Genomic DNA, 22,326 nt, shown 5'->3' on the forward strand with positions numbered 1-22,326 from the left:
AGAATTCTGTGTCACGTTAAAAACTCTATAGCGTTATCACACTATTCAGTCGCCCTTCAAAATAAATGGCTAACTGCGACAATGTCAAATTCCAGCTCTGGATCGGCATTGTCCATTTCTCCTGTGCATTCATCAGTCCCAGATAAAGCAGTTTCAACAGGCTGTTTTCATTCGGAAAAGCGCCTTTGGTTTTGGTCAGTTTCCTGAACTGACGGTGCACCGATTCTATCGCGTTGGTTGTGTAGATCACTTTGCGTATGTTAGCCGGGTAGCGGAAGTACGCTGACAGGTTTTCCCACTTGCGCCGCCATGACTGGAGCACCACCGGATATTGCTGACCCCATTTGGCCTCCAGCTCATCCAGTGCCGTTTCTGCGGCTTCTTTTGACACTGCACGATACACCGGCTTCAGGTCGGCCATGAAGGCTTTATGGTGCTTTGAGGCCACGTATTTAATCGAGTTGCGTATCTGGTGAATAACGCACAACTGCACCTCTGTCTGCGGATAAATGCTGTTTATCGCCTCCGGGAACCCAGTCAGCCCGTCCACGCAGGCTATCAGGATGTCTTCAACGCCACGGTTTTGCAGATCGCTTAATACAGATAGCCAGAAGTTTGCCCCTTCGCTTTCCGACAGATACAGACCCAGAACTTCTTTTTTGCCTTCCAGATTCAGCGCCAGCACAGTGTAAAGGGCTTTGCTCTGGTAACGGCCATCCTCGCGGATTTTATAGTGAATGGCGTCCAGCCAGACGAAAGGATAAACTTTCTCCAGCGGGCGCTGTTGCCACTGTTTTAACTCAGGAATGACTTTATCGGTGACGGCACTGATGGTGGCGGTAGACACGCTGAATGCGTATAAATCTTCAATCTCCCGGCTGATATCCTGGTAACTCATCCCCAGCGCAAACAGACGAATGATTTTGCGCTCGATCTCATCGGACAGTGTGGTCTGATGCTTTTTCACCAGTTGAGGCTCAAAAGTGCCATTACGATCGCGCGGAGTCGTCAGTTCGAAGCTGCCGGTCGGGGCTTTAATGGTTTTTTTACCAGAGCCGTTTTTACGGTTGGCTTCCACATCTGAAGCCAAATGGGAGTCAAGTTCCGCAGACAGGGCTGCTTCAGTTAACTGTTTGATTAACGGGGTTAAGATGCCATCTTTGCCGGTCAGTGACTGACCGGACTGTAGCGCTTTCAGGGCTTTGTCGAAATCAAAGGGTTGGGACATTTGTCATTCCTTTTTGATGATATATTACTGGAATGAGTCGGATAAGAGAGCCGCATTTCTGCGACTCCCTCTCCTCAGAACCGTGCGTGCAAGTTTTCCTGCACACGGCTCAAGCCCTCCATAAGGCCAGAGATACCTGACCCAGCAACCCACTGTTGTGAAGGATATTTCCGCATTCGCTCTTTAAAGTAATCAAGGTATTCCACATCGTAAGGATTGGCGGCTGAACGGATTTGTCTGTGACGTCGTATTGGCGTTGCCGAAGCTTGTTTCAGGCTGATGGTCCTGATTTCGCCACTTTTCACCCGATAGACCGCGTGAAATATCCAGCGTCGCAATCCTCTGCTGCCATAATACTTTCGGCAGAGCCAGCCGGCCGATTTCCTGCTATGTTTTCGCCTTATCATCCGATAGAGCGCCCGAAAAATGACGGCGTCAATTTTACTGAAGACGGCTTTTGCCACCACGTGTCGATAATAGTTTACCCAACCCATCAGTTTGCGGTTGAGAAGGCCTAGTAACGTTGCAGTGGGTAAAGCTATGCCTGCTTTGATCTCTTTTCGAATAATATCAAGGAAAGATTTGATGCTGCTTTTTGCAGGTTTAATCAGCAATTTGTTTCCATACTTGCGAACATTAAACCCCAGAAAATCAAATCCCTGCGAGATTGAAACGATCGAAGTCTTTTCTTCAGATAACGTTAACCCTCTTTCCTGCAGGAATACCGTTACTGCCGGTTTGATCATGTTTTCCAGCTGTTCTTTTGAACTTCCGGTTATCACAAAATCATCGGCGTACCTGACCATATGAACTTTATCAGCGGGTCTCGTGATGCTTTTCAGCATTGATTCCATGCCGTCCAGAACGCCATTAGCCAGACAAGGGGAAATTATTCCACCCTGCGGCGTCCCTGCAGCGGTTGAGAAAAGCTGCCCTTTCTCCACAAACCCTGCCTTCAGCCACTGCGCGAGTACTCTGCGCTCGACGCGGAGATGTTGTATCATCCAGTCATGGCTGATGTTATCAAAACAGCCTTTAATATCCCCTTCGAGGATCCATTGCGCTGATGACCTCTGAGCCAGCACCACAAAACACCGTTCTATTGCATCTGCGGCTGAGCGTTTTGGCCGAAAACCATACGAGTGATGATCAGCTGTAGTCTCTGCCACGGGTTCTGTTGCCAATAGAAAAAGTGCCTGCATGGCACGATCATGCATCGTTGGGATCCCTAACGGCCTTGTTTTGCCATTCTTTTTGGGAATATGGATACGTCTTAGAGGCTGAGCCTGATAACCCCGGCAGGTCAGCGCTTGAGCCGCTTGCCATTTTTGCTGCGGATTTACCCATAATGCGCCATCAATACCTGGAGTATTACGCCCCCGGTTCGATGTGACGCGTTTCACTGCCAACAACTTCGCCTGATGAGACCGGGTAAGAAGTCGTTGGAGCACACACACTTTATTCCAGCGCTGTGCTTTGGTTGCCTTGGCGATACGCATCTGTGATCGAAATACATCATCCTCCACCTGTTGCCAGTCGATCGATGACCACATGGACGATGCTGAAGGTGCACCGCATTGGCTTGTGGCCTGCGTCATTTGCGTTCCCTCATAACGTCGATATTCCCGATTTTCTCGCCAGAGAAGACCCACTGGACGTCAGCCCCCTTTCGGGTCGGTTAAAAAAAAAAAACCGTATATCGGTCATTACAACCGATCATTCGCTTCTTCCAGCGTCCCGTTCCCGCACAACCATGGCTTGCTCTCACGAGTTCGCTACCTTACGGAGTTGTACGGGATTACCACGTTCCGTTCCTGTGACTCAAGAGGTTAGGTCCCCCGTTAACACCGGCGATACACCACTCACGATGTCCCATCTGTGAGAGAACATACCTGATCGCGTGCCTTTTTGGCTGAAGCCTGACAGCCGCTTTGGCTTCTTAAGTATTACGGTGCTTATCGGGGTTTGCTTATGCTGACCATACCCTTATCCCTGGCGCCTTCACCGCCTGCGGCTGGCAGTTTCAGATTGAACCTCACGGTCCGCTCTTACAGATAATCCGTGGCTACGTTGTCCCCGGCGCTTTGCACATTGAAATTACTCTCAACGCACAGCCGGGTAGGGAACTGCTGGTGAGACAGCAGGTTTCTTCGCACTGATTACTACATACTGGCTGAAACAATCGCAGGAACAGCCTCGTGTCGCACCACGGAATTTCTAACACTCCCTACCGAAGTGCTTAGCCATATTCATAATCTCTTCGGGAAACTGCCCACACACGGTTATTAATGTGTCTGAGGTAGGAAAAATAGGGATCTGGCATTGTCTCTCAGCATGTCTCATCTGTTCTGCTTACTCCACCATTTCGTCATGAAAATTATTGTTATGGGGCCGGCCTCATACCCCTACGCTTACAATGAAAAGGCCCGAGTCAATGGAATCTTGAACTCAGGCCTTTAACTGTCCATTATTTGCGAACAGCGCTTCGCTTATCGAAGTGAAAGCAAAAAGCCGATCGCCACCAGTGCATAGAAGCCGGCGCAGATTAAGTCAAAGCTGCGCCGGGCGCGGTTAAGGTACTTTTCTGCCGTGCGTGAGGCGAAAATCAGCGCATACAGGCCAAATATCACCACGCCTAAAAGCGCACACGTCGCTACCAGAAAGTAGCCTTCCCACTGCGGAGCGCCACTCGACAGCCCCACGCTGGTGACGGTAAACCAGGTTAATGCAGCTTTGGGATTGCTCAAGTGTAACCCCAGGCCCTGCAGATAATAGCCGCGCAAATATTGATGCTGTCGCGTCGTCCGGGCAGAGAGATCGCTCGGACGAAAAGCGCTGCGCAACGCTTTGAAAGCCAGCCAGAGTAAATAGGTCGCCCCCAGCAGTTTAAGCCAGACCATAAAACTCTGCGAAGAGATCAAGATGGCTGACACACCCAGGGCTGTTAACATTCCCCAGCAAATTGAGCCTGAAATCACACCGGTTGCCAGCATCAGACCGGCTTTACGGCCATAATTCATCGCCGCATTGGCGATAGAAAGATTTCCCGGGCCCGGCGAAGCCGTACCTATGCTGTAAACCAGCAGTGCCGCAAAAAACGAAGACATATCCCACATACATTCACCCGACTAAAGAGTACTTCTGAGCGGTATCACTTGAAGCAGCGGTGATCCGGTTCATTTTCCCGTACAGTTAACATCCAGTTTTTTAATTCAGACTGTTTATAAAGCCGCTCTCCCCAATGATATTCAGAAACCGGTAACGGTTTACCCTGAACGATATAGTCACACATCAATCGCGCAAATTGTTGCAGGCAGGAAATGCCAACGTGCATACGCAGTGAAGAGGCCGTTGCACCGGGGGCAATCGTAAAATTGGCAACGTCAATGATTTGTCCGCTGTCTACTGAATAGGCCATATGATGACAGGTTGAACCGTAGGTCTCATCACCATAATAAATCGCATAGTGCTGGCTGCCTAAACCCCGGTAACGAGGAGGGGCAGGGTGAAGGTTAATCGCCCCTTTACGCGCTCTTTTATAGATGCGCTCAGGAAAAATAAAGTCTCCGCGATACGAAATAATCCAGTCACCCTCCCAGTTTTCCAGGTGTTCTGGCCACGCATCACCGGGATCCCAACAGAATACTTCGACGTCTGAAAAGATCGTTTTCGCAAATTCAACGCCCAGGTCACACCAGTCCATGGTGCAGACTGAAAGTAATACTTTATCTTTACAACGTAAGTCTTCAGACATTGTTCATCCTCTTCCTGTTAAATTTCGTCTTTTTACTTCAGATATAATTTTGAAAGCACTGTGGTGAACCGTTCGACCATCAGCGCCAGCTCGTCATCGCTGGCAATAAAAGGGGGAGCAAACAAAATATGTTGCCCATTGACGCCATCGACCGTACCGGTACCGGGATACAGCAGCAGACCGTGTTCCAGTCCTGCCGCTTTTAAACGTGACGCGAAGTGTTGAGGTGGTGTTAAAGGGTTCATGCTGTAGCGGTCAGTGACAAATTCAATACCCGTGAACAAACCTCGCCCGCGGATATCACCTATATAATCAAGACCGTGCAGCGACTCTTTCAGCATGGCCCGAAAAAATTCTCCAGCCCGATATACGCGCGGAAGTAGCTGCTTTCTGCCTGCAAAAGCAAGCCTGCCAGGCTTTTTTAGCCTGCTCAGACCACGCTTTAATTTCAGCCGCCAATAGCTCAACGGAAGAAATAGCAGAAGAGATTTTTATTCTGATTGTCTCGGTCAGTGTCTCATCACCGATCCATATTTCTGGAACCTGCGTGTCTTTGAATTTTTTACGCCACACGTTACTTCCTTTTTAATGTCTTAAAACATGGGGTAAATTGAGGAGTCGCTCTTTTTTTTCTTCTTTTTTCGAGAGAAAACAGAGAGTATTTTTTTAAAAACTGCATCTTTCTTTCCTTTTGTTAAATAGCATCAAGGATAATTTGTGAAACTTTCCTGTGACCGTGGTCCGTAAAGTGGATACGATCCACAAATATCCATTCGTCGTCTTTAATGGCATCGCGAATTAATGGCGTATTATTTATGAAAGGAATGCCAAGTAAAGAACGCACTGTTGTCGCACCGATACCAAATACAGTCGAGCTTCCGGCTAAAAGTTTGTATCCCTTCTCACCATTATGTTCTGCAACAGAGAAGATTCTTTTATCTTTCTCTGCATATCTGAAGCCAAATTTATCAGTATTTACGACGGGAGAAACATGCGAGACAGGATGGAAATACATCAGGTAAGGCAACCATCTTACCAGCCCACCATCGGTAAATTTTTCTTCATATTCTCTCATGTAAGGAATAAGACTTTGACGATTCATGGTTACCGGCACACTCGCTAAAGGGTGATATTTACCGTGAATTAGTTAACCATGACGGTCTGACAGATATAAGATACAAATATAATTTTTTTTCATGATAATGTTGCGATAATTAACATTAAAAATCGGATAACTGATGTCGAACTGTGCTTTTTTTCAGTACAGTAATGTTAAAATCCCCCACTGTCAGGTTTAACTAATTAATCATGAAACTTTATATGAGCGTGGCAGAACACCTGCGTGAACGGATCGCAAAGGGCGTTTTTTCTGGCGGGACGCGTTTGCCTTCGGTACGGACCTTGAGCAACGATCACGGTGTCAGCTTAACCACGGTGCAACAGGCCTATCGTCAGCTTGAAAGTGATGGTTTAATCGAATCAAAACCCCAGTCTGGCTATTATGTTAAAACGATACAGACATTGCCTCACCCTGCAGAAGCCAAAGATAGCGTGGATCTTTCGACTGCGCACTCAGAGTTCCAGGAAAGCATGGCGTTTGAATACTATATGGAGCATCCCGGCCTGCTGCTTGGAACAGGCTATCCATGCATAAATGCGCCATCCATGACCCCGTTGTTTACCGCTTTACATCGCCAGACAAAATATTACGTTAAGCTTCCTCAGACACGGCGGGATCCTGCGGGTTTACTGGCTTTGCGCGAGCATATTTCGCGTTTGATGCTGGATGCGGGCTGCCAGAGCCAGGCAGAGGATGTCATTATTACCAACGGGTGTAAGGAAGCGCTGTTTGTTGCTTTAAAAGCCTGCTGCGAGCCAGGAGATTTAGTGGCTGTTGAATCACCTTGCTACTTTGGTATTCTGGAACTGTTCAAAATTGCGGGCGTTAAACCGGTAGAAATTCCTGCCGATCCTGTGCACGGTTTAAGTCTGGAGGCACTTACCGTGGCGCTGGAAACATTGCCGATTAAAGCCGCTTATCTTTCGCCAAACTGCAACAATCCGCAAGGATACACAATGTCAGATGTCCGCAAGCGCCATTTACTTAATATGGCGGATAAATATGACATTACGTTGATTGAGGACGATATCTACAGTGAGCTCAGCTACCTGTTACCCCGGCCACGGCCAATAAAATCCTGGGATAGCCAAAATCGCGTTATTTTATGCAGCTCTTTCTCTAAAACTTTGACGCCTGATATTAAAACGGGGTGGATCTATGCTACTCGCCAGCAGAATAAGCTACTCAATTTAAAATTGATGACCTCCGGTATGACGGCATTAACACCACAGCTGGCAATTGCTCAATTTATCGAACAGGGCCACTATGCAAAACATATTCGCAGAATGCGCCGACTTTATCGACAACACCTGACCATTGCTCAGGAGAATGTATTAGCGCATTTCCCTGAGGGCACGCATTTTACTCTGCCGCAAGGCGGCTACCATTTGTGGATTAACTTACCAGGTGAATTACGGGTTAGCGAACTCTGCAACCAGTTAGAGCTGAAAAAAATTAAAATTTCCCCGGGCACCCTATTTTCTCCACGAAAACGCTTTTCTTCTTCGATAAGATTGAGTTATTCCTCACTGCATCTGTGTGATGCTCACGGGATGATCGCATCACTGGCAAAATCAGTGGAGCAATGTCTTATCGAGGCAAAAACGCCTGCGTCTGGCCTTTAACATTTAATCAGGCAGACCGGGTCGGCAATGGCTACGACTCAACGATTGTTCCTGAGTGAATCAGGACAATGCGGACGGCAGAGCATTACTGGAACGCGTACCACACACGGTTATTAATGTGTCTGAGGTAGGAAATAGGGATCTGGCATTGTCCCTCAGCATGTCTCATCTGTTCTGCTTGCCCGTTCGTCGCAAGGACGGACTGCGGTGAAAACCGTAATCGTCGTTATGACGGGGGATGAGGTAGATCGGCGGGCAGGGTGGAAGCATGAGGCGCAGCCAGCGCAGCCTGAATGCGCATTGGGTTAAAATATTGACGCATCAAGGTGACTTTATGGTCATCATTGAATTCATAGCGGATCGCCCAGTCATAGCTGTAAGGTACCCGCGTAGATTTTGTAATACCTTGTTCGCCACCATAGGTCATCGCCTGGTTATCGCTGAAAAACATTTTATCGATGCCAACACTGCTGAACTCGACGGTTTGTTCCATCAGTGACCAAAACCGACTAAACCCTTCATGTCCATAGAACACCCCGGCATAGGGGACATCTAATGGGCCGGAAATATCCCAAATGATATTTTCAGCCATACAGGCCATCGCCATTTGCAGATTACCGGTGGAATAGGCATGTTGCAGCTTTTCCAGTGTCACCTGATTGTTGGCGAAAACCAGTGACTGACTTTTGACCGGTTTCGACGTTTTGTTCGGTGTATATTCAAAAGTAGGTGCACAGTGATACTCGTTATCACCAGGATACGGATTGGCGGTAATTGCCCGGAAATCGTCGCGCAGTGAACACATGGCGATCACGGCAGGCATCAGTTTTTGTGGCTTGCCGGTAAGACCGGTTTGCAGGTTTTCCAACAACTCACAGTAGTGGCGGTTAAAGCGAATAATAGCCTTACGAGCTTCACCTTCCGGATAATCACTGACTTTTGCACCACTGTGCGTTTTCACTGCACTATGCCATGGGATCTCCAGCGGTTCGCCGGTAGGGCCGCTGGCAATGGTATCGTCAAGGGTATAGCGGCGTTCACAGTGAATCTCGTTAAAACGGAAATAGTGGGCGAGTTCGTTATCTTCACTGCGCCAGATAGAATGAGCGGTACCTTCACCCTGGTGACTAATCAACCGTATCGCCTTAACTGCATTTTCCAAATTCAACACCGTAATGACACGACTACCCTGATTATACTGAAACTGCTCTGGGCAGATTTGCCGCTGAGGGTCGCCGCAAAATACGGCAGACTCACCAAAAGTAGCGACTGCTGCTCTAAGACGTGATTCGATGTAGATATAAAACTCACCGATGGTCATATCACTACAGACATGGCTGGCAATTACTTCGGGGCGGATATGTTTGGGATGCTCAATCTGCATCGCTTGCGCGATGGCGTGCTGAGAAAAAGCATGTAATTGTATTTCAATATCATCTATGCCGTAAGGCAAGGGGGCCGGGTAGTCAGGCAAAAAATCAGGGCTATTTACTGTAGGTGTACCACCGATAGCATTGAGAATATTGGCAACCAGAACAAAATGCAGCATCTCTTCAATAACCACCGAGCGAATAACGTCCGGTACCCGATTGTCTATGTGTTCATCCAGGCTGTAAAGCATGGTTAGGTAAGGCGGGATGGTGGCATGTTCCAAGACCATTGCCTTTTGCAGCAATGTTCTGATATCTGCCAGTTCCTGAGCCAAATCTTTATGACTGGTCAGTTTGACGTAGCCGTACTCCCTGAACATGACTTCCGACTGTTTTTGTGCGGTTTGCTCATGTAGATTCATGGTGATAATCCCGTCCTGATTAGATTTCAGCGGTCGCAATTCTGGCTGTGACAAATCGTCTGCTGTCATGATGAGCGTACCGGCTATAAATATCATGAAATCATAGTAGCTTCACGTTACATGCTGGTTTTTCGTTCGATATCGTGTGCTATGACACACTCTCTATTTACGCGGTCCAGGCATTATTTGGTTTCCGGTTTAATCTGTGCCAGTAATTGACTTAAGCGTTCACGCTGAACAGGGCTGACATCTTTTCCGGCGGAATAGCCCGCATTCTGAATAATCATCTCGTTGAGACCTATCAGCCAATCATAGATATAGAAGGCGGTATTGTTGGTTGGTGTGACTGACAGTTTTGTCAGTCGTCGTGAGGCTCCGAAATTGACTGCCGGTTGCTCCGGTTTGGCGAAAATTTTATGCCCCCGGTTAATGCGACTGTCAGGGCGATCGGTTTCTTTGATCTGATGGAAACCCAACCAGGCCACAAAGTCGCCTAATACAGTCAGCACCCGTGAAACCTGGCGATCAGCCTTATTCTCACGATTAATGCCCAACTGTTCGGAATCAATCAGCATGGTGCGAAGATTTTCTTCGATATTCAGCCGAATACTGGCAGTAATAAGTTCTTCAACCAGCATCTCTATGGTTGGTTTGGCGATGCCGAGCAGTTCTATCATGGCCGCATTTTCTGGCATGCTACGCAAGTAATTGATCCAGAAACGGTAGACGTTACGGGCAAACTCGGCTTCATAGCCATGATTTTCCAGTGGTTCAGTCTCAAGAGGAATCAGTGCTTCCTCGTTTTCTACTTCCGGTTCTTCGCTAAACAGATCGATATCCATCCCTACGCCAAAAGGCTCAAAATTTGCCAATGGTGTGACAATGTCACTATTTTTTTGATGATGGATATAATGGTGTTGCTGCACTTGCTGTTGCAAGTACAGCCGACGTAAATCGTCACGAGACGGAAGCAAACGCTCCAGTAATTCGCCGTGTACGCCGGTACGGGTTTGCAGCGATTTGAGCATGGTTTCGGCGATATGCTGTTTTTTTATCGGGTCATCAGCGCCTGTTGGTTGATACCAGCAGCCCAGCAGGTTATCCGCCAGATCACGTTGCAATTCACTCAGTTGTTCATCGATACGACCTAATTTTACTTCTCGGTGTACCTCTGCATTCAGCCAGGTGGTCATGCGATTGACACCTCGTTTGTCCATCGCCAGCATCGTTCCCCAGGCATCACCAGGACTCCCCACATAGCGCTGCACTGCTTCATCATTGTTTTGTCCATGTGTAAAGCGACGATCAAATTTGGTGACAGCCCATATCAGGCCGGGTTTACGGCGACTACGCGTCTGGGTATTTTCCCCCTGAGTGTGCCGCACCCAATAATCCAGTGCTTTTGCCACGGGTTTGACATCTGATTTATTACCGGCGGCAGTACATACCATCAGCAGGTTCATCTCTTGATTATCGGTATAACGCTCAAGTAGATAGGAGCGTTTGGCCCGTAACAGCATGTGCGCCAGCGGATGAGGTTGGATGTGGACGGATAGGTTAGGTTCATCGTCCTCATTTTTTACTTCATTCGAGGTGATGACTTCTTGACTAAATCCCGGAAAATCCAGCAGGTCAACTTGTTCAAATAAGGCTTCCCGGGGCGGTGACTGCAAGGGAATCTGTAATTCGGTGGTTAACATGACCAACTCGGCCAATGACAGCTCGACGGATTTTGCTGCACGACCATTGACTATCGGGCGTACCTGCACACTGAAATCGGAAGGGCTGTTAAGCTTATCCAGCATGGCGGCGTTAAGAATGCCATTGTCGGGCTGTAAGTTTTCATCCACCAGAATGCTGATCGGCGCCAGCACTTTGTGTGAGCCGGAAAGATGCTGAATTGCATAAGCAAAATGGCGATGAATAGCGGAAAGATCGCTGAGTTCTCCCCATAGAATGGAGAACAGGCTGGCGCGGTCATCAATACTAAGATAGGGTGCTAAATCGACTGCCAGCGGCCAGAATTTACTTTCCAGTTGTTTTTGCCTTTTTGCATCGTGTCGCACCATATAGTCCCATAGCGCGACCACGTCATCACCACTCATACCTGCAACGGGTTCTGGCTGGCGATGCATGACAAACATCTTCAGATGTTCGTCAATATGCTGTTCATCGAGCTCGTAAAACGTGGTGTGCTGATTGAAATCATGCAGAAAGACATTCGCAATGATTTTGGCGATATCCGTCTCATTCAACAGAAATAACTGAACCGGATTGGGGGTATTTTTACCTTCCACCTGTCGAGTGAAACGGGTGACAAACGCGTTAGGGCGATTATCCAGATTAAGGTGTTTCTGATAGTCCAGCGTTAATCCTCCCACAGAGGTTTCCAACTGGTTATTTTCACCGGATGCCAGTGAGGTAATGAGATAGGATTTTCCGGCTTGCGCGAGTCCAAAAAAGCCGATGGCAATTTCTTTTGGTGAAGAGTCGGCAAGACCACGCGTTTTGTTGCGGCTGCGGCGCAACTTGACGATCAGACGGTCGGCTTCCATATCCAGTCGCGGTACATGGCGACGGTTTTCCTCCACCCAATCTATCGCCTGATCGACACCTTGTAATACTGCCTGTAACTGGCGGCTGAGGCGGGTTGATAGCTGCTTGGGTGTTAAAGGTTTCATTTTCTGAATACGCTCCCGCTATCGATCCAATAATGTGTCATGCCGGGTCCAGTACTGGATAATGTGTTCAATCTGAGCCTCAAATGTTGTAGCGGGACAGGATGTCCATTGCCCAGGATGGCTTCTGCTATTTGAAAATATTCAGGCGTATCATGATTTTCACCTTTTACGACCTCCAGTCTGACGCGCAATACGCTGTCGCCAGCGACTTTACGCGCCAGTTCCGCATCAACAATAGATAGCATATAGAGCGGGGAGGCTGGCCAGCGTTCATTGTCCAGTTGGCGAAAGCCAAGGCACAGTGAACCCCGTACCTCGAAGCCGTCCTGAGCGTCGAGTGTGAAGTCGGTCTGGTCCAGATCAATGTCACTGTAGTAAACATTATCTGCAGTCAGGGCATTGTTGCTATCCAACATTCCGAGGTAACGGATGGTGGAATAGGGTTGGAAGTCGCCCGCTTTGAAATAGAAACCGGGTAAACGTAAATCCAATGCTAGCAGGCATAGCATGGCGCCTACTGCTGCCGTAGATTTCGGGTTTTCAATTCGTCCGCGTTTGTTGAATGGATACCAGTCACTGGTGTGATAGCCATCCAGTGACAGCATGCGATTGATCGGTAGTGGTTGCAGATGACGGAACAGCGCTTGAATGCCCGGAAAGCGAGAAGGTCGACCCGTTAGCAATAAAACATCACAGGAATACAGCGAAACCACCTCGGACATTAACCGCAAATGCTGGGTAATACTCATCCGATTAGACAGAAATTCGCCATGCAACTTGCTTAATCGCACAATCAGCGGTACCCGCAGGATATCAAAGGCCGTTCCTTCCTCGGGGAGTTCGCGCTGTACTTCGTTATTAACGTAATCCAGAACCTTTTGGGTCGGAACCTGAGACAAACAGTCGGCAAAAAGAGTATCAATCTCGGCATTGAGATCCAGAGGATCAAAACGTTCATAAGCTTCAAGAATGGCCTGTCCAATCGGAATGAAAATCTGCAATGTCACCTGCTGGCGCAATGTCAGTTGCCCATCCATCCGACCTTCACTGCCAAATAGACGTGTCATCAACCCGTCAGTGTTGGTCATCCCCGCCTTTTTGAGTGCGGCCTGTAGTGCTGGCAGAATGTACAGCTGGATCACATCCAGCAGAATATCGTCGCCGGCGACTTTGAAACCTTCACGAAACAACAGGCGTGGAATGATCTTGACGTTACTGCCAACGCCATCGTCCAGCCAATATTGGGTTATGGCCAGATCTGTCGTGCCACCACCGATATCAATGGAAGCGATGCGCAACGTCTTTCCTGGCTGTTCATCTTCAGTCAGCTCTTTGTCCGGGCGAGCCATACTGGCAAAAAACGCTTCCGCTCGCCCGCCGAAATTGACTTGCGCCTCATTATAGAGGTACACCATCTGTCCGCAGGTGGCTTCATCCCACTCCATTTGCACATCAGGGACTGGTACCTGGCTTCGGCGTTTATCTTCCGGTGTTTTGAAATCATCATCGGCGGGATGCCATCCGATGGCTTTCCATACCAGACCAATTGCTTCATTCATTCTGCGGCGGAAAATTTCACGCTCCGGTTTTGGCATGGCGGAGGGTAAGGTCAGAATGATATTACGCAATTGGCGTGGGGCGGTGGTATGGATCATTTTTGAGCGTTGTGTTGCGCTATTTATTTGCATCAACGCTTGCGCCAGCAGTTCAGACAACATGAAAGTCATCAGTGAACTGCGGCTGTAGAGCGGCGCAAACACTGGCAATCGGTCATCAAGTGGTAAATCGAATAAGGGCTGACCTTCGTCATTGACCAGCATTGTCAATGGCATAGTGGTCGCCAGCGGTTCTTGCATACTGGTTCCCATTACCTGACTGAAACGCCAGCCTGGAACATATGGCTCTTCATCCCACAGATAACGTCGTGGGCTTGAGATGCCGCTTGATCCTTCGGTTCCCTGACGTTGCAACGCCAGACGAATGGCCTCTCGGCCTACGCGGATAATGGAGGGCCAGACAAAAGCATCATCACGGCCACTTTCAAAGGAAAAATCCGGTTTGCCAAATTTGGCCGGAGAGAACTCGGCCCGGCTGTTAAACAGTTCGTTATATAAGTAGTGTGGTTGGCTGAGATCACGTATTTGCAATTCATAAGTTTGTTTCAGACCATTGCTTTCATCGGCATGATCTTCCACCAGAATACCGGCCGTATGAGAGTTGCCAACATCCAGAATCAGGTCGACATTGACCGCGGGCTCCTGCAATGTGCTGGCATTAATTCGGATTTCCGGCATATTGAGCTGACTACCCAGAATATCCAGTAGGTTGAGATAGTGTGCCTGATATTCAAACTCCCGCAGAGCAAGCTTGATATCACGAACGCTGCGATTCTCCAGCAACGTCGCCTGCTGAGTAAAGACTTCGCGCAGCCAACCGTCCACCCAGGTGAGATCCAGAAACTCATTCAGTTCGTCACTATGGTATGCTAGGGTAAAGCTGCACCCGCTCTTGATGTCGTTTTCATTGGGGGCCAGTGATTCATATTCATGGCCTTCCGGATACACTTTCGTATCAAAAGCTACACAGATGCGGTAGGCATTACCTTCATCATCGGGTTCATCCAGTGCTAAAATCTGTACTCTGGCCCAGTTATCCGGCCCGCCCATAAAAGTACGTGGCGGGTTGAAACGAAAAAAAGGCAGTGGTAACCAGACTTTATTTAGCAAAGTCAGTGACTGTTTCAGCGTGAAACTGGATTCGGGTTTTGCTATTTCAGGTAACATGCCCATGTCACCCGGCAGAATATATTTGCCGTTATTTTCATTGTAGATCAGTCGCAATAATGGCCCGTTACTGCTTTTACGCACGAAACGATTAGCCATACCCGCGTCTCCGTCTGACTTTAATGCAAAGTCCAGAAACTGAATCCCGCTGTTTTGAATCAGCGTAATGCGCTGTTTATAATCAGTGATTGTTGCCAGCATTATTATTTACTCTCACGCTTGATCGTTACCGGTAAGATAGTGTCAGCATCGTAATGGGCGTTACATTCGGCGACATCAGTCAATGCCTGCCGGGCACAAATAATCTCCGGTATCCGATATCTGGAACCATCGCTACAGTGGGCTTTATACCGGCTGTTAATCACCAGATTACCGGATCGATGTAAGCCGGCTGAAACGTCGGCCTGACAGGTAATTCCTTCGTTATAAGTGAACCGCACTTTACCTTTACCATTTTTGATCTGGTACTTCAGTACTGGCGGCGTGCCGGTAAGCGGATTCTTAACATTAACGGTCGCGCTCCACTTACCACTCAGGAAGCTGACTGACCCTATTTTTACGTCGGCTGCCGACATCATCAGCAGGTCTTTGGTTTTATCTATCGTGGCTGGCGTTTCCGGCGCTTTTTTAACCGGTGTGGGCGGTATATATAAAATGGCCTGGTCTACAGGCACGGATATTACTGGTAGCGCCTGAAGGGTTTCCTGCGGTTTTGTCACTGTGATTTCTGATGTACCCAGTACCCGCTTTTCCGGTTTGATAGTGGCAACGACCAAGGCCTTGCTCTCCGGTGTTTCAGACACGCAGCCTCTAATCTGCATTACCAACGTGACCAGCAGCGCCGCACCGGGAGCAAGCCACCAAAACCTGAGCCACGGGGTGCTGGTTGCCAACGTGACCGTCGGCGGAGTGGGTTCTCCGGGTAACGGAGCTGGTGGGGGCGTGAGGGGCTCTGGCACTATTGGCGTAACCGTGGGTTTATCATCAACAGATGAGACTGCTGGGATGGGCGTCGGTTCTGGCGTGATTTTTTCTTCTATTATTACTTCTGGTATCTCCGGCGGTTCAACCGGTCGGAGACATGCCAACGCATCCAAACGTGATTTTTTACCAAGATTGACGAATCCCCAGAATGTCAGTACCGGCTTGTCATCAACCAGATAAACATGATTAGGGCCTGGAAATTGGATGGCCTTGGCCAGCAGGACGCCAAACAGTTTCTGCGCCGGTTTGTCTGAACTTTGTGCTCTCAGGCTGATCTCAGCAACAATCTTCTGATATTGCTCAAGCTGTTGAAGTGCGGTCTCTCGTTGTTCATCGCTGGCCGCTACCCAGGATGTGACGTTGCCATCAATAGGCGAATACCAATTGATGCGTTCACCGTTTTCATTGGGTTGGGGGATGGCCAGACAGTTGGCAATGTGCTGTTGTTTACGAAGACGCAATGTTTCCCGTAGCTGAAGCGCTGAAGTATAAACCGGCTGACCGTTCTCACCCAACGCAAGAAAATCGTCTAAATTTCCACTGCGTAAAAATATTTTTGTCACGCCAAAGGGACCTTTTGTTATAAACAGCCAAGGCAGAGAAGCCGTGTGTAATCTGCAATTATAGATAGTCTAATTCTGATGATAGAGAATCAATGCGTTGAAGAAGTGACAAAACTGACAAATATTCGCGTCATTAGCATACGAATACATCAGTATTACGCTAATTGTGTGCGACAGAATGCCAAAAAAAATAGATGAGAGCCCGTTTAGGTGAAGAATGTCGGATTAGCATCGACTTCATTTATGGTTTTCATCATACAGATGGCGCTGTGCCATAATTTGGTGGATGTTGGTTTCCAGCCAGTCGGCCAATCCGGCAATTCGTTCCTGTATTTCTTCTCCTAACGGAGTCAGCGAATATTCAACGTGTGGGGGCACAACGGGGTAGGCGATACGTTTGATGAAGCCATCCTCCTCCATATAGCGCAGCGTCTGTGACAGCATCCTTTCGCTGACACCGCCAATTTTCCGACGTAGTTCGCTGAATCTTAGTGTTTCATCTTTTAGCGCAATGAAGATCAATACGCCCCAGCGGCTGGTGATGCGTTTAAGAATGTCTCTGGAAGGGCAATTGACATTCAGTAACTCTCCACGCTGCATCTTTTCTGAGAGTGAATCGAAAACAGGCTGATTTTTTTTCAAACTAACATTCCTGTAAGTACTTACTTAAAGTTAGTTTAAGCTATATGCTTTATTTCAGACAACTTTTTTTGTCATCCCCTCATCATGATCTACGCTTGATGTTGAAACTTTTTAAAAAGGAGTTCGTTATGATAGCGATCACAGGTGCGACAGGTCAGCTTGGCCATTTGGTTATCAATATACTGCTGAAAACTATTCCACCAGATCAAATTATTGCTGCGGTGCGTAATCCTGATAAAGCCAGTGAGTTGGCTGCACAAGGTGTCATTGTTCGTCTGGCGGACTATAACCGGCCTGAAACGCTGGAAGCAGCATTTGTCGGTGTGGATAAATTATTATTGATCTCATCCAGCGAAGTTGGACAACGGGAAAAACAACACAAAGCGGTTATTCAGGCGGCTAAAAAAGCAGGGGTTGGCTTGATTGCCTATACAAGCCTACTGCATGCTGATACGTCCCCGTTGGGACTGGGTGTTGAGCATCGTGCCACTGAAGCGGCTCTGAAGGATTCCGGTATTCCTTATGTGTTGTTGCGCAATGGCTGGTATACCGAAAACTATGCCGCCAGCACTGTGTCGGCATTAGCCCACGGTGCTTTTATTGGTGCGGCGGGAGAAGGGCGCATTGCATCTGCTCCGCGAAAAGATTACGCCGAAGCGGCTACCGTTGTTTTACAGCTTGATGATCAGGCGGGGAAAGTCTACGAACTGGCAGGGGATAGTAGCTATTCTTTGGCCGAGTTTGCTGCTGAAATCAGTAAGCAGAGCGGAAAAAACGTCAACTATGTGAATCTTTCCGAAGCCGACTTTGCCAAGGCTTTGAAAGATGCAGGGCTTCCGGCAGGATTGGCTGAGATGCTCGCTGATTCCGATGCCGGTGCAGAGAAAGGCGCTCTTTTTGATGACAGTCATACTTTGAGACATTTGATTGGTCGCACAACAACCCCCTACGCCGATGTTATTAAAGCAACACTGGCTACGCTTTAAACAGCTGCGTGAGATATCGTGCTGGACAAACCTGACCGCAGTTGGTTTGCTATTCTATTCTCTATTTCCCTATCCCTGCGTAGCAGGGATTTTTCTTGTACAGTCATCTTCTGATGACTGAATTATAGATTTCTGACATAACATTCTGTATTGAATAGTCCCTGCCGTATCAAATCATTAGTTAAATTTAATCTAACGGAAAGTTAATTACCATTTTGCTTTGAAATTCTATTTTTAATACGCCAGATATTATTTTTGTGCGGATGTAAATACGTTCTGGCACTATCATGAACGTGGTACTGGAAAGATTAACAATAAACCTTCTTATACGGTGGAACAGGCAGCGTCTCAGATTGAACGCGGGAATTCGAGCATAATCGTGCCGGTCCAAAGTCACGAAATAGTCACCCATACCGGCACTGCATATTGCGGATTATTATTTTGTTGAATCAAAGTCACCATTATAAAATAACATGCAACTATTAGCGCGTTAATTAGTCAAATAAAAAATCATTAAGTCATGAAATAAGCCAATACCTAAATATGACAGAACATCTGGATTTATAGGTGAATGTTTACTATAAATAATAATGCTTCATCATAATTCAGTATCATCATACTACTACATAAGTAATGATATAAAGAATAAATATAACCAAGCTATTTGTTTTTTAAAATCCAAAAAAACAGTATTTAACCACTGTGAAATGGAGATTCATATATGCCTCTTTTCTGTTTAAATGAAAAATCAGTAATCAATAGTGAAAACCATTTCCTCTGCAAAAACGTTTTTCTATCTTGCGTTTATTTAGGATTAAGTATTGTCTGTCTTTCCCATAATGAGTGGGCAAGCGTTGAGCCTTTATCTGTCAGCGGTAATAAAATTTATGCAGGTGAACAAGTAAAAAGCTTTGCTGGGAATAGTTTATTCTGGAGTAACAATGGCTGGGGGGGAGAGAAATTCTACAAATCCTCCACAGTTACCATGCTAAAAAATGAGTGGGGGTCAAGTATTATTCGTGCACAAGTGAGTCAACAACGTCTACAAGTTGTAATAATGTCAGTATTTATCCTGACTGGGTTAGTAAAGACTGGGATGGTGGACAAGCAAACCATAATGAAGCTGGTGAGTTAATCATCTATAAAGGCAATCTTTATAGTGCGAACTGGCATACGTCATCAGTGCCAGGTAGCAATAGTTCCTGGACTCTTATGGGGGTCTGTGACTGATATTCCAATCTTATTTAAGTCATGAAAAACAGGGCTGCATAATATTAATATGCAGCCCTGTAAAAAAATGAATAGCCGACTAATCCCGCTCAAATGCACCTAAATCAGGTGCACTTCCGGAATAACTGATGCCGCTTTCTTTAGACCCAGCATCAATTAATTGCGAGGTAGAGGATAAACGGAATAAGGCGGTGTCCGGTAATGACCCATCAGTGTTACGTGATGTTGTCGCCAATGACGTATCCAGGCTGACAAAATCAGAAGAAGAAGCGCTTGGGCCTGTATCCCATGAGTCATATTTTGCATTGGCATTTTTGACAGTGACCGATCCCGATAAAGACACGTTATTGCGGAAATAATGCGTTTGGCCGGAATCAACGCTGCTCCCAAAACCAAAATTAATACCGTTTTTGTATGCGGTGTTGTTTATAACGGTAACACCGCCGGCATTATTATTCTGATCGAAACCTTTATTTACATTGCCGAAAGCTACAGAGCGAGTGATAAGATGGTTACCAACAGCGGCATTTCCACCTAACTTGAAACCGTTGCCGTTACCACTGAATGAACTGTCATTCCAGTAGTCGATTCCATTACGAAAGGCCCAGCTATTTTTAATGACAACTTTCTCAGAACTGTCATATAGATCAAATCCATCATCAGAGTTTTCCCAGGCACGACAACCAACAAAACTATTCCCCGGTCCTTGAGTTTGTTTCGGTCCAAAGCCATCAGCCATACTGCCATTCTTCTTAGGATCATAGTTGCGGTAGGCATCCGAATTAATCACTGTGTTATATGAACCACCTTTATTAATTTCCAACCCCGTATTTCGGTTATGGTGAAAAGTCATATTTTCGAAAGTATTGTGACTGCCAGTAACGTAGGTACCTTGATAGCCAGCGCGAGTTACATCAATTCCTTTGAAGTACCAATAATTTCCTGTCACATAGAAACCGAAGGAGTTTTGTACCCACTGGTCATCCGGGAATGAAAAATCAAACACCGCCCGACCACAATTTGCAGTAGCAATATAAATGGGTGAGCTACTACTTCCAGACTTACTGAAGGTAATCGTATTTTTGTTGCCTTTGGTATAAGTAATCGTATAAGTACCGGGTTTCAATAAAATCATTTCTCCTGCTTTCACTGCTGTTACCGCAGTATTAAAACTCATCGGAGAATCAAAACTACTGCCACTATTACTGCTCGACCCCCCTGTAGTAACATAATAAATACGACTCGCACTAACACCACTGATACCACTGCTACTGCACGTCGCGGCTAATACGACTCCGCTGTTTGCCAGCATAAATATTGCCAATCCGGTATTGAAAATATAATTTAAATTTTTCATTTATTGCCTCATTACGTTATAAAAACCATATACTCAAGCAGCCTTAAGTGGTATTTCTTTATAAATATCACTTGGGGTAAAAAGACAGGCAGCAATTTGAGTGACAAGTGATACTTGTCGAAAATTCCCATTGGAAGGGAATACCATTCCTTCGGTTATATTCCACAACGATGGTGATAAGCACGCTATATCCTGCATATTGAGGTAGCTTGAGTATACAAGGTTTGTCGCATGGCGATATGCAGACGATCTAATAGAATAGTGACAGCTGTAGATGTATATTCGGTAAATAAATTTTTTTATAATAAAATGCCATTAGTAATAAAATTTCATAACTTAATATTGCACTAATAAAAATTGGCACAATTAAGGCGTTAGTTTCGATCGGTATCACACAATCATAAATTGGTAGAACAACCATTATTAGTTACAACATACAGTAGATAATTTAAAACAGAGCGCTCATCTGTAAGTCATGTAAAAATACCGCCAAAAGGCGGTATTCATTAAAACGTCTAGCAGGGAGAAAAGGGATTATAAGCCTCGTTTTTCCATCAGCAGGGCCAGATCAACCAGACGGTTTGAAAAGCCCCATTCGTTATCGTACCAGGCAAGAATTTTGACCAGCTTACCACCGATGACGAGTGTAGAAAGTCCATCGATAATGGATGAGCGCGGGTCGCCGCGGTAGTCGCTTGATACTAGTGGTTCTTCGCTGTAGCCCAGAATGCCTTTGAGCGGGCCGGATTCAGCGGCGTTACGGAACGCCGCATTAATCTCTTCAATTGTCACTTCACGTTTCAGATTTACGGTCAAATCGACGATGGAGACCACCGGAACGGGAACCCGCAGCGAATAGCCGGTCATGCGGCCATCTAGTTCCGGGATGACTTTACCTATCGCTTTCGCCGCACCGCTGGAATAAGGGACAATCGAAACCGCGGCGGCACGCGCACCACGTAGATTCTTTTCAGGTTGATCGTGCAACGCCTGACTGTTGGTATAGGCGTGAGTGGTGTTCATCAACCCGTGCTCAATCCCAAAGGTTTGATGTAGAACCTGGGCAGCCGGAGCCAAACCATTTGTTGTGCAACTGCCGTTGCTGACCACTTTGTGTTTGGCCGGATCGTACTGCCCGTCATTCACACCCATGACGATAGTGATATCGTCGTTCTTAGCCGGTGCGGAAATAATGACACGTTTCGCGCCACCTTTGATGATATGCACTTCAGCTTTGGCTTTTTCAGTGAAGAAACCAGTAGCTTCAATCACGATATCAACACCAACGCTACTCCATGGAATCGCTGCTGGATCTCTTTCGGAGAAAACCCGGATGGCTTTGCCATCGACCAGCAACTGGCCTTCACCAGCTTCGACATTAGCTTTTAACGTGCCGGATAATGAATCGTATTTCAGAAGATGGGCAAGAGTCTTACTGTCGGTGAGATCATTAATTGCAACCACCTGGAAATCGTTACGACCCAGCGCGGCGCGCAAGACATTTCGGCCAATCCGGCCGAATCCATTGATACCTACTTTGACCATGATCAATACCCCTTTGTTATCTGACTTGCATTTAAT

General features: G+C 47.0%; 18 protein-coding genes. 4 read left to right on the forward strand and 14 right to left on the reverse strand.

The features are described 5' to 3' along the window. Positions 1–25 precede the first annotated feature (25 nt). The 7 genes from RS889_RS11045 to RS889_RS11075 all read right to left on the reverse strand — a co-directional run bounded on the left by RS889_RS11045 (position 26) and on the right by RS889_RS11075 (position 6,084). The gene (locus RS889_RS11045; RefSeq protein ID WP_315710741.1) at positions 26–1,228 is read right to left on the reverse strand and encodes an IS256 family transposase; all 1,203 of its coding nucleotides are present in this window, start codon (positions 1,226–1,228) and stop codon (positions 26–28) included. 74 nt (positions 1,229–1,302) lie between these two features. Beyond that, positions 1,303–2,826: a group II intron reverse transcriptase/maturase gene (gene ltrA / locus RS889_RS11050; RefSeq protein ID WP_315707905.1), complete on the reverse strand. Its 1,524-nt coding sequence runs from the start codon at positions 2,824–2,826 to the stop codon at positions 1,303–1,305. Positions 2,827–3,717: 891 nt separating this feature from the next. Continuing rightward, positions 3,718–4,344 (reverse strand): LysE family translocator, encoded by a 627-nt coding sequence (locus RS889_RS11055; RefSeq protein ID WP_315710742.1) that lies wholly within the window; start codon positions 4,342–4,344, stop codon positions 3,718–3,720. A 35-nt stretch (positions 4,345–4,379) separates the two neighbouring features. Next, the gene (locus RS889_RS11060; RefSeq protein ID WP_315710744.1) at positions 4,380–4,982 is read right to left on the reverse strand and encodes a formyltransferase family protein; all 603 of its coding nucleotides are present in this window, start codon (positions 4,980–4,982) and stop codon (positions 4,380–4,382) included. A 32-nt stretch (positions 4,983–5,014) separates the two neighbouring features. Continuing rightward, entirely contained in the window at positions 5,015–5,323 is a 309-nt protein-coding gene (locus RS889_RS11065) for a PLP-dependent aminotransferase family protein (RefSeq protein WP_315710745.1), read from the reverse strand. Continuing rightward, positions 5,295–5,555: a hypothetical protein gene (locus tag RS889_RS11070; protein ID WP_315710747.1), complete on the reverse strand. Its 261-nt coding sequence runs from the start codon at positions 5,553–5,555 to the stop codon at positions 5,295–5,297. The genes RS889_RS11065 and RS889_RS11070 overlap by 29 nt, the downstream gene beginning before the upstream one ends. Before the next feature lie 121 nt (positions 5,556–5,676). Further along, positions 5,677–6,084, reverse strand: coding sequence for an SGNH/GDSL hydrolase family protein (locus tag RS889_RS11075; RefSeq protein WP_315710748.1), 408 nt, complete (start codon positions 6,082–6,084; stop codon positions 5,677–5,679). Positions 6,085–6,290: 206 nt separating this feature from the next. On the opposite strand from RS889_RS11075, the gene RS889_RS11080 reads away from it, so the two are divergent. Next, entirely contained in the window at positions 6,291–7,727 is a 1,437-nt protein-coding gene (locus tag RS889_RS11080) for an aminotransferase-like domain-containing protein (RefSeq protein ID WP_315710749.1), read from the forward strand. Positions 7,728–7,953: 226 nt separating this feature from the next. Here RS889_RS11080 and RS889_RS11085 read toward each other — a convergent pair whose 3' ends face one another. The 5 genes from RS889_RS11085 to RS889_RS11105 all read right to left on the reverse strand — a co-directional run bounded on the left by RS889_RS11085 (position 7,954) and on the right by RS889_RS11105 (position 17,130). Then, on the reverse strand, positions 7,954–9,588 hold the full coding sequence (locus RS889_RS11085; RefSeq protein WP_315710750.1) for a ferritin-like domain-containing protein: 1,635 nt from the start codon (positions 9,586–9,588) through the stop codon (positions 7,954–7,956). A 113-nt stretch (positions 9,589–9,701) separates the two neighbouring features. Then, entirely contained in the window at positions 9,702–12,200 is a 2,499-nt protein-coding gene (locus RS889_RS11090; RefSeq protein WP_315710751.1) for a putative virulence factor, read from the reverse strand. Further along, entirely contained in the window at positions 12,197–15,184 is a 2,988-nt protein-coding gene (locus RS889_RS11095; protein ID WP_315710752.1) for a virulence factor SrfB, read from the reverse strand. Before RS889_RS11095 ends, RS889_RS11090 begins: the two co-directional genes overlap by 4 nt. A gap of 2 nt (positions 15,185–15,186) precedes the next feature. Then, a complete protein-coding gene (locus tag RS889_RS11100) occupies positions 15,187–16,530 on the reverse strand; it encodes an SrfA family protein (protein ID WP_315710754.1) in 1,344 nt (447 codons plus the stop codon). A 237-nt stretch (positions 16,531–16,767) separates the two neighbouring features. Continuing rightward, on the reverse strand, positions 16,768–17,130 hold the full coding sequence (locus RS889_RS11105; protein ID WP_037382004.1) for a winged helix-turn-helix transcriptional regulator: 363 nt from the start codon (positions 17,128–17,130) through the stop codon (positions 16,768–16,770). A 170-nt stretch (positions 17,131–17,300) separates the two neighbouring features. Here RS889_RS11105 and RS889_RS11110 point away from each other — a divergent pair, with 170 nt between their 5' ends. From RS889_RS11110 to RS889_RS11120, 3 genes are all read left to right on the forward strand, one after another. After that, on the forward strand, positions 17,301–18,158 hold the full coding sequence (locus RS889_RS11110) for an SDR family oxidoreductase (RefSeq protein ID WP_315710756.1): 858 nt from the start codon (positions 17,301–17,303) through the stop codon (positions 18,156–18,158). 721 nt (positions 18,159–18,879) lie between these two features. Then, positions 18,880–19,293, forward strand: a complete 414-nt coding sequence (locus RS889_RS11115; protein WP_315711192.1) for a hypothetical protein — start codon at positions 18,880–18,882, stop codon at positions 19,291–19,293. Continuing rightward, the gene (locus tag RS889_RS11120) at positions 19,224–19,388 is read left to right on the forward strand and encodes a cellulose-binding domain-containing protein (RefSeq protein ID WP_315711012.1); all 165 of its coding nucleotides are present in this window, start codon (positions 19,224–19,226) and stop codon (positions 19,386–19,388) included. Before RS889_RS11115 ends, RS889_RS11120 begins: the two co-directional genes overlap by 70 nt. Before the next feature lie 79 nt (positions 19,389–19,467). On the opposite strand, the gene RS889_RS11125 is transcribed toward RS889_RS11120, so the two are convergent. Beyond that, entirely contained in the window at positions 19,468–20,745 is a 1,278-nt protein-coding gene (locus RS889_RS11125) for a right-handed parallel beta-helix repeat-containing protein (protein ID WP_315710757.1), read from the reverse strand. Positions 20,746–21,279: 534 nt separating this feature from the next. Further along, on the reverse strand, positions 21,280–22,290 hold the full coding sequence (gene gap, locus RS889_RS11130) for a type I glyceraldehyde-3-phosphate dehydrogenase (protein ID WP_315710758.1): 1,011 nt from the start codon (positions 22,288–22,290) through the stop codon (positions 21,280–21,282). Between the last annotated feature and the right edge of the window lie 36 nt (positions 22,291–22,326).

It is taken from the genome of Brenneria uluponensis (assembly GCF_032395385.1).
GTDB classification, from domain to species: Bacteria; Pseudomonadota; Gammaproteobacteria; order Enterobacterales; family Enterobacteriaceae; genus Prodigiosinella; species Prodigiosinella aquatilis.

Coding starts and splice junctions, on each gene's coding strand:
- RS889_RS11045 (WP_315710741.1), bottom strand. CDS start 1,228: ATGTCCCAACCCTTTGATTTCGACAAAGCCCTGAAAGCGCTACAGTCC.
- ltrA (WP_315707905.1), bottom strand. CDS start 2,826: ATGACGCAGGCCACAAGCCAATGCGGTGCACCTTCAGCATCGTCCATG.
- RS889_RS11055 (WP_315710742.1), bottom strand. CDS start 4,344: ATGTGGGATATGTCTTCGTTTTTTGCGGCACTGCTGGTTTACAGCATA.
- RS889_RS11060 (WP_315710744.1), bottom strand. CDS start 4,982: ATGTCTGAAGACTTACGTTGTAAAGATAAAGTATTACTTTCAGTCTGC.
- RS889_RS11065 (WP_315710745.1), bottom strand. CDS start 5,323: ATGCTGAAAGAGTCGCTGCACGGTCTTGATTATATAGGTGATATCCGC.
- RS889_RS11075 (WP_315710748.1), bottom strand. CDS start 6,084: ATGAATCGTCAAAGTCTTATTCCTTACATGAGAGAATATGAAGAAAAA.
- RS889_RS11080 (WP_315710749.1), top strand. CDS start 6,291: ATGAAACTTTATATGAGCGTGGCAGAACACCTGCGTGAACGGATCGCA.
- RS889_RS11085 (WP_315710750.1), bottom strand. CDS start 9,588: ATGACAGCAGACGATTTGTCACAGCCAGAATTGCGACCGCTGAAATCT.
- RS889_RS11090 (WP_315710751.1), bottom strand. CDS start 12,200: ATGAAACCTTTAACACCCAAGCAGCTATCAACCCGCCTCAGCCGCCAG.
- RS889_RS11095 (WP_315710752.1), bottom strand. CDS start 15,184: ATGCTGGCAACAATCACTGATTATAAACAGCGCATTACGCTGATTCAA.
- RS889_RS11105 (WP_037382004.1), bottom strand. CDS start 17,130: ATGCAGCGTGGAGAGTTACTGAATGTCAATTGCCCTTCCAGAGACATT.
- RS889_RS11110 (WP_315710756.1), top strand. CDS start 17,301: ATGATAGCGATCACAGGTGCGACAGGTCAGCTTGGCCATTTGGTTATC.
- RS889_RS11115 (WP_315711192.1), top strand. CDS start 18,880: ATGCCTCTTTTCTGTTTAAATGAAAAATCAGTAATCAATAGTGAAAAC.
- RS889_RS11125 (WP_315710757.1), bottom strand. CDS start 20,745: ATGAAAAATTTAAATTATATTTTCAATACCGGATTGGCAATATTTATG.
- gap (WP_315710758.1), bottom strand. CDS start 22,290: ATGGTCAAAGTAGGTATCAATGGATTCGGCCGGATTGGCCGAAATGTC.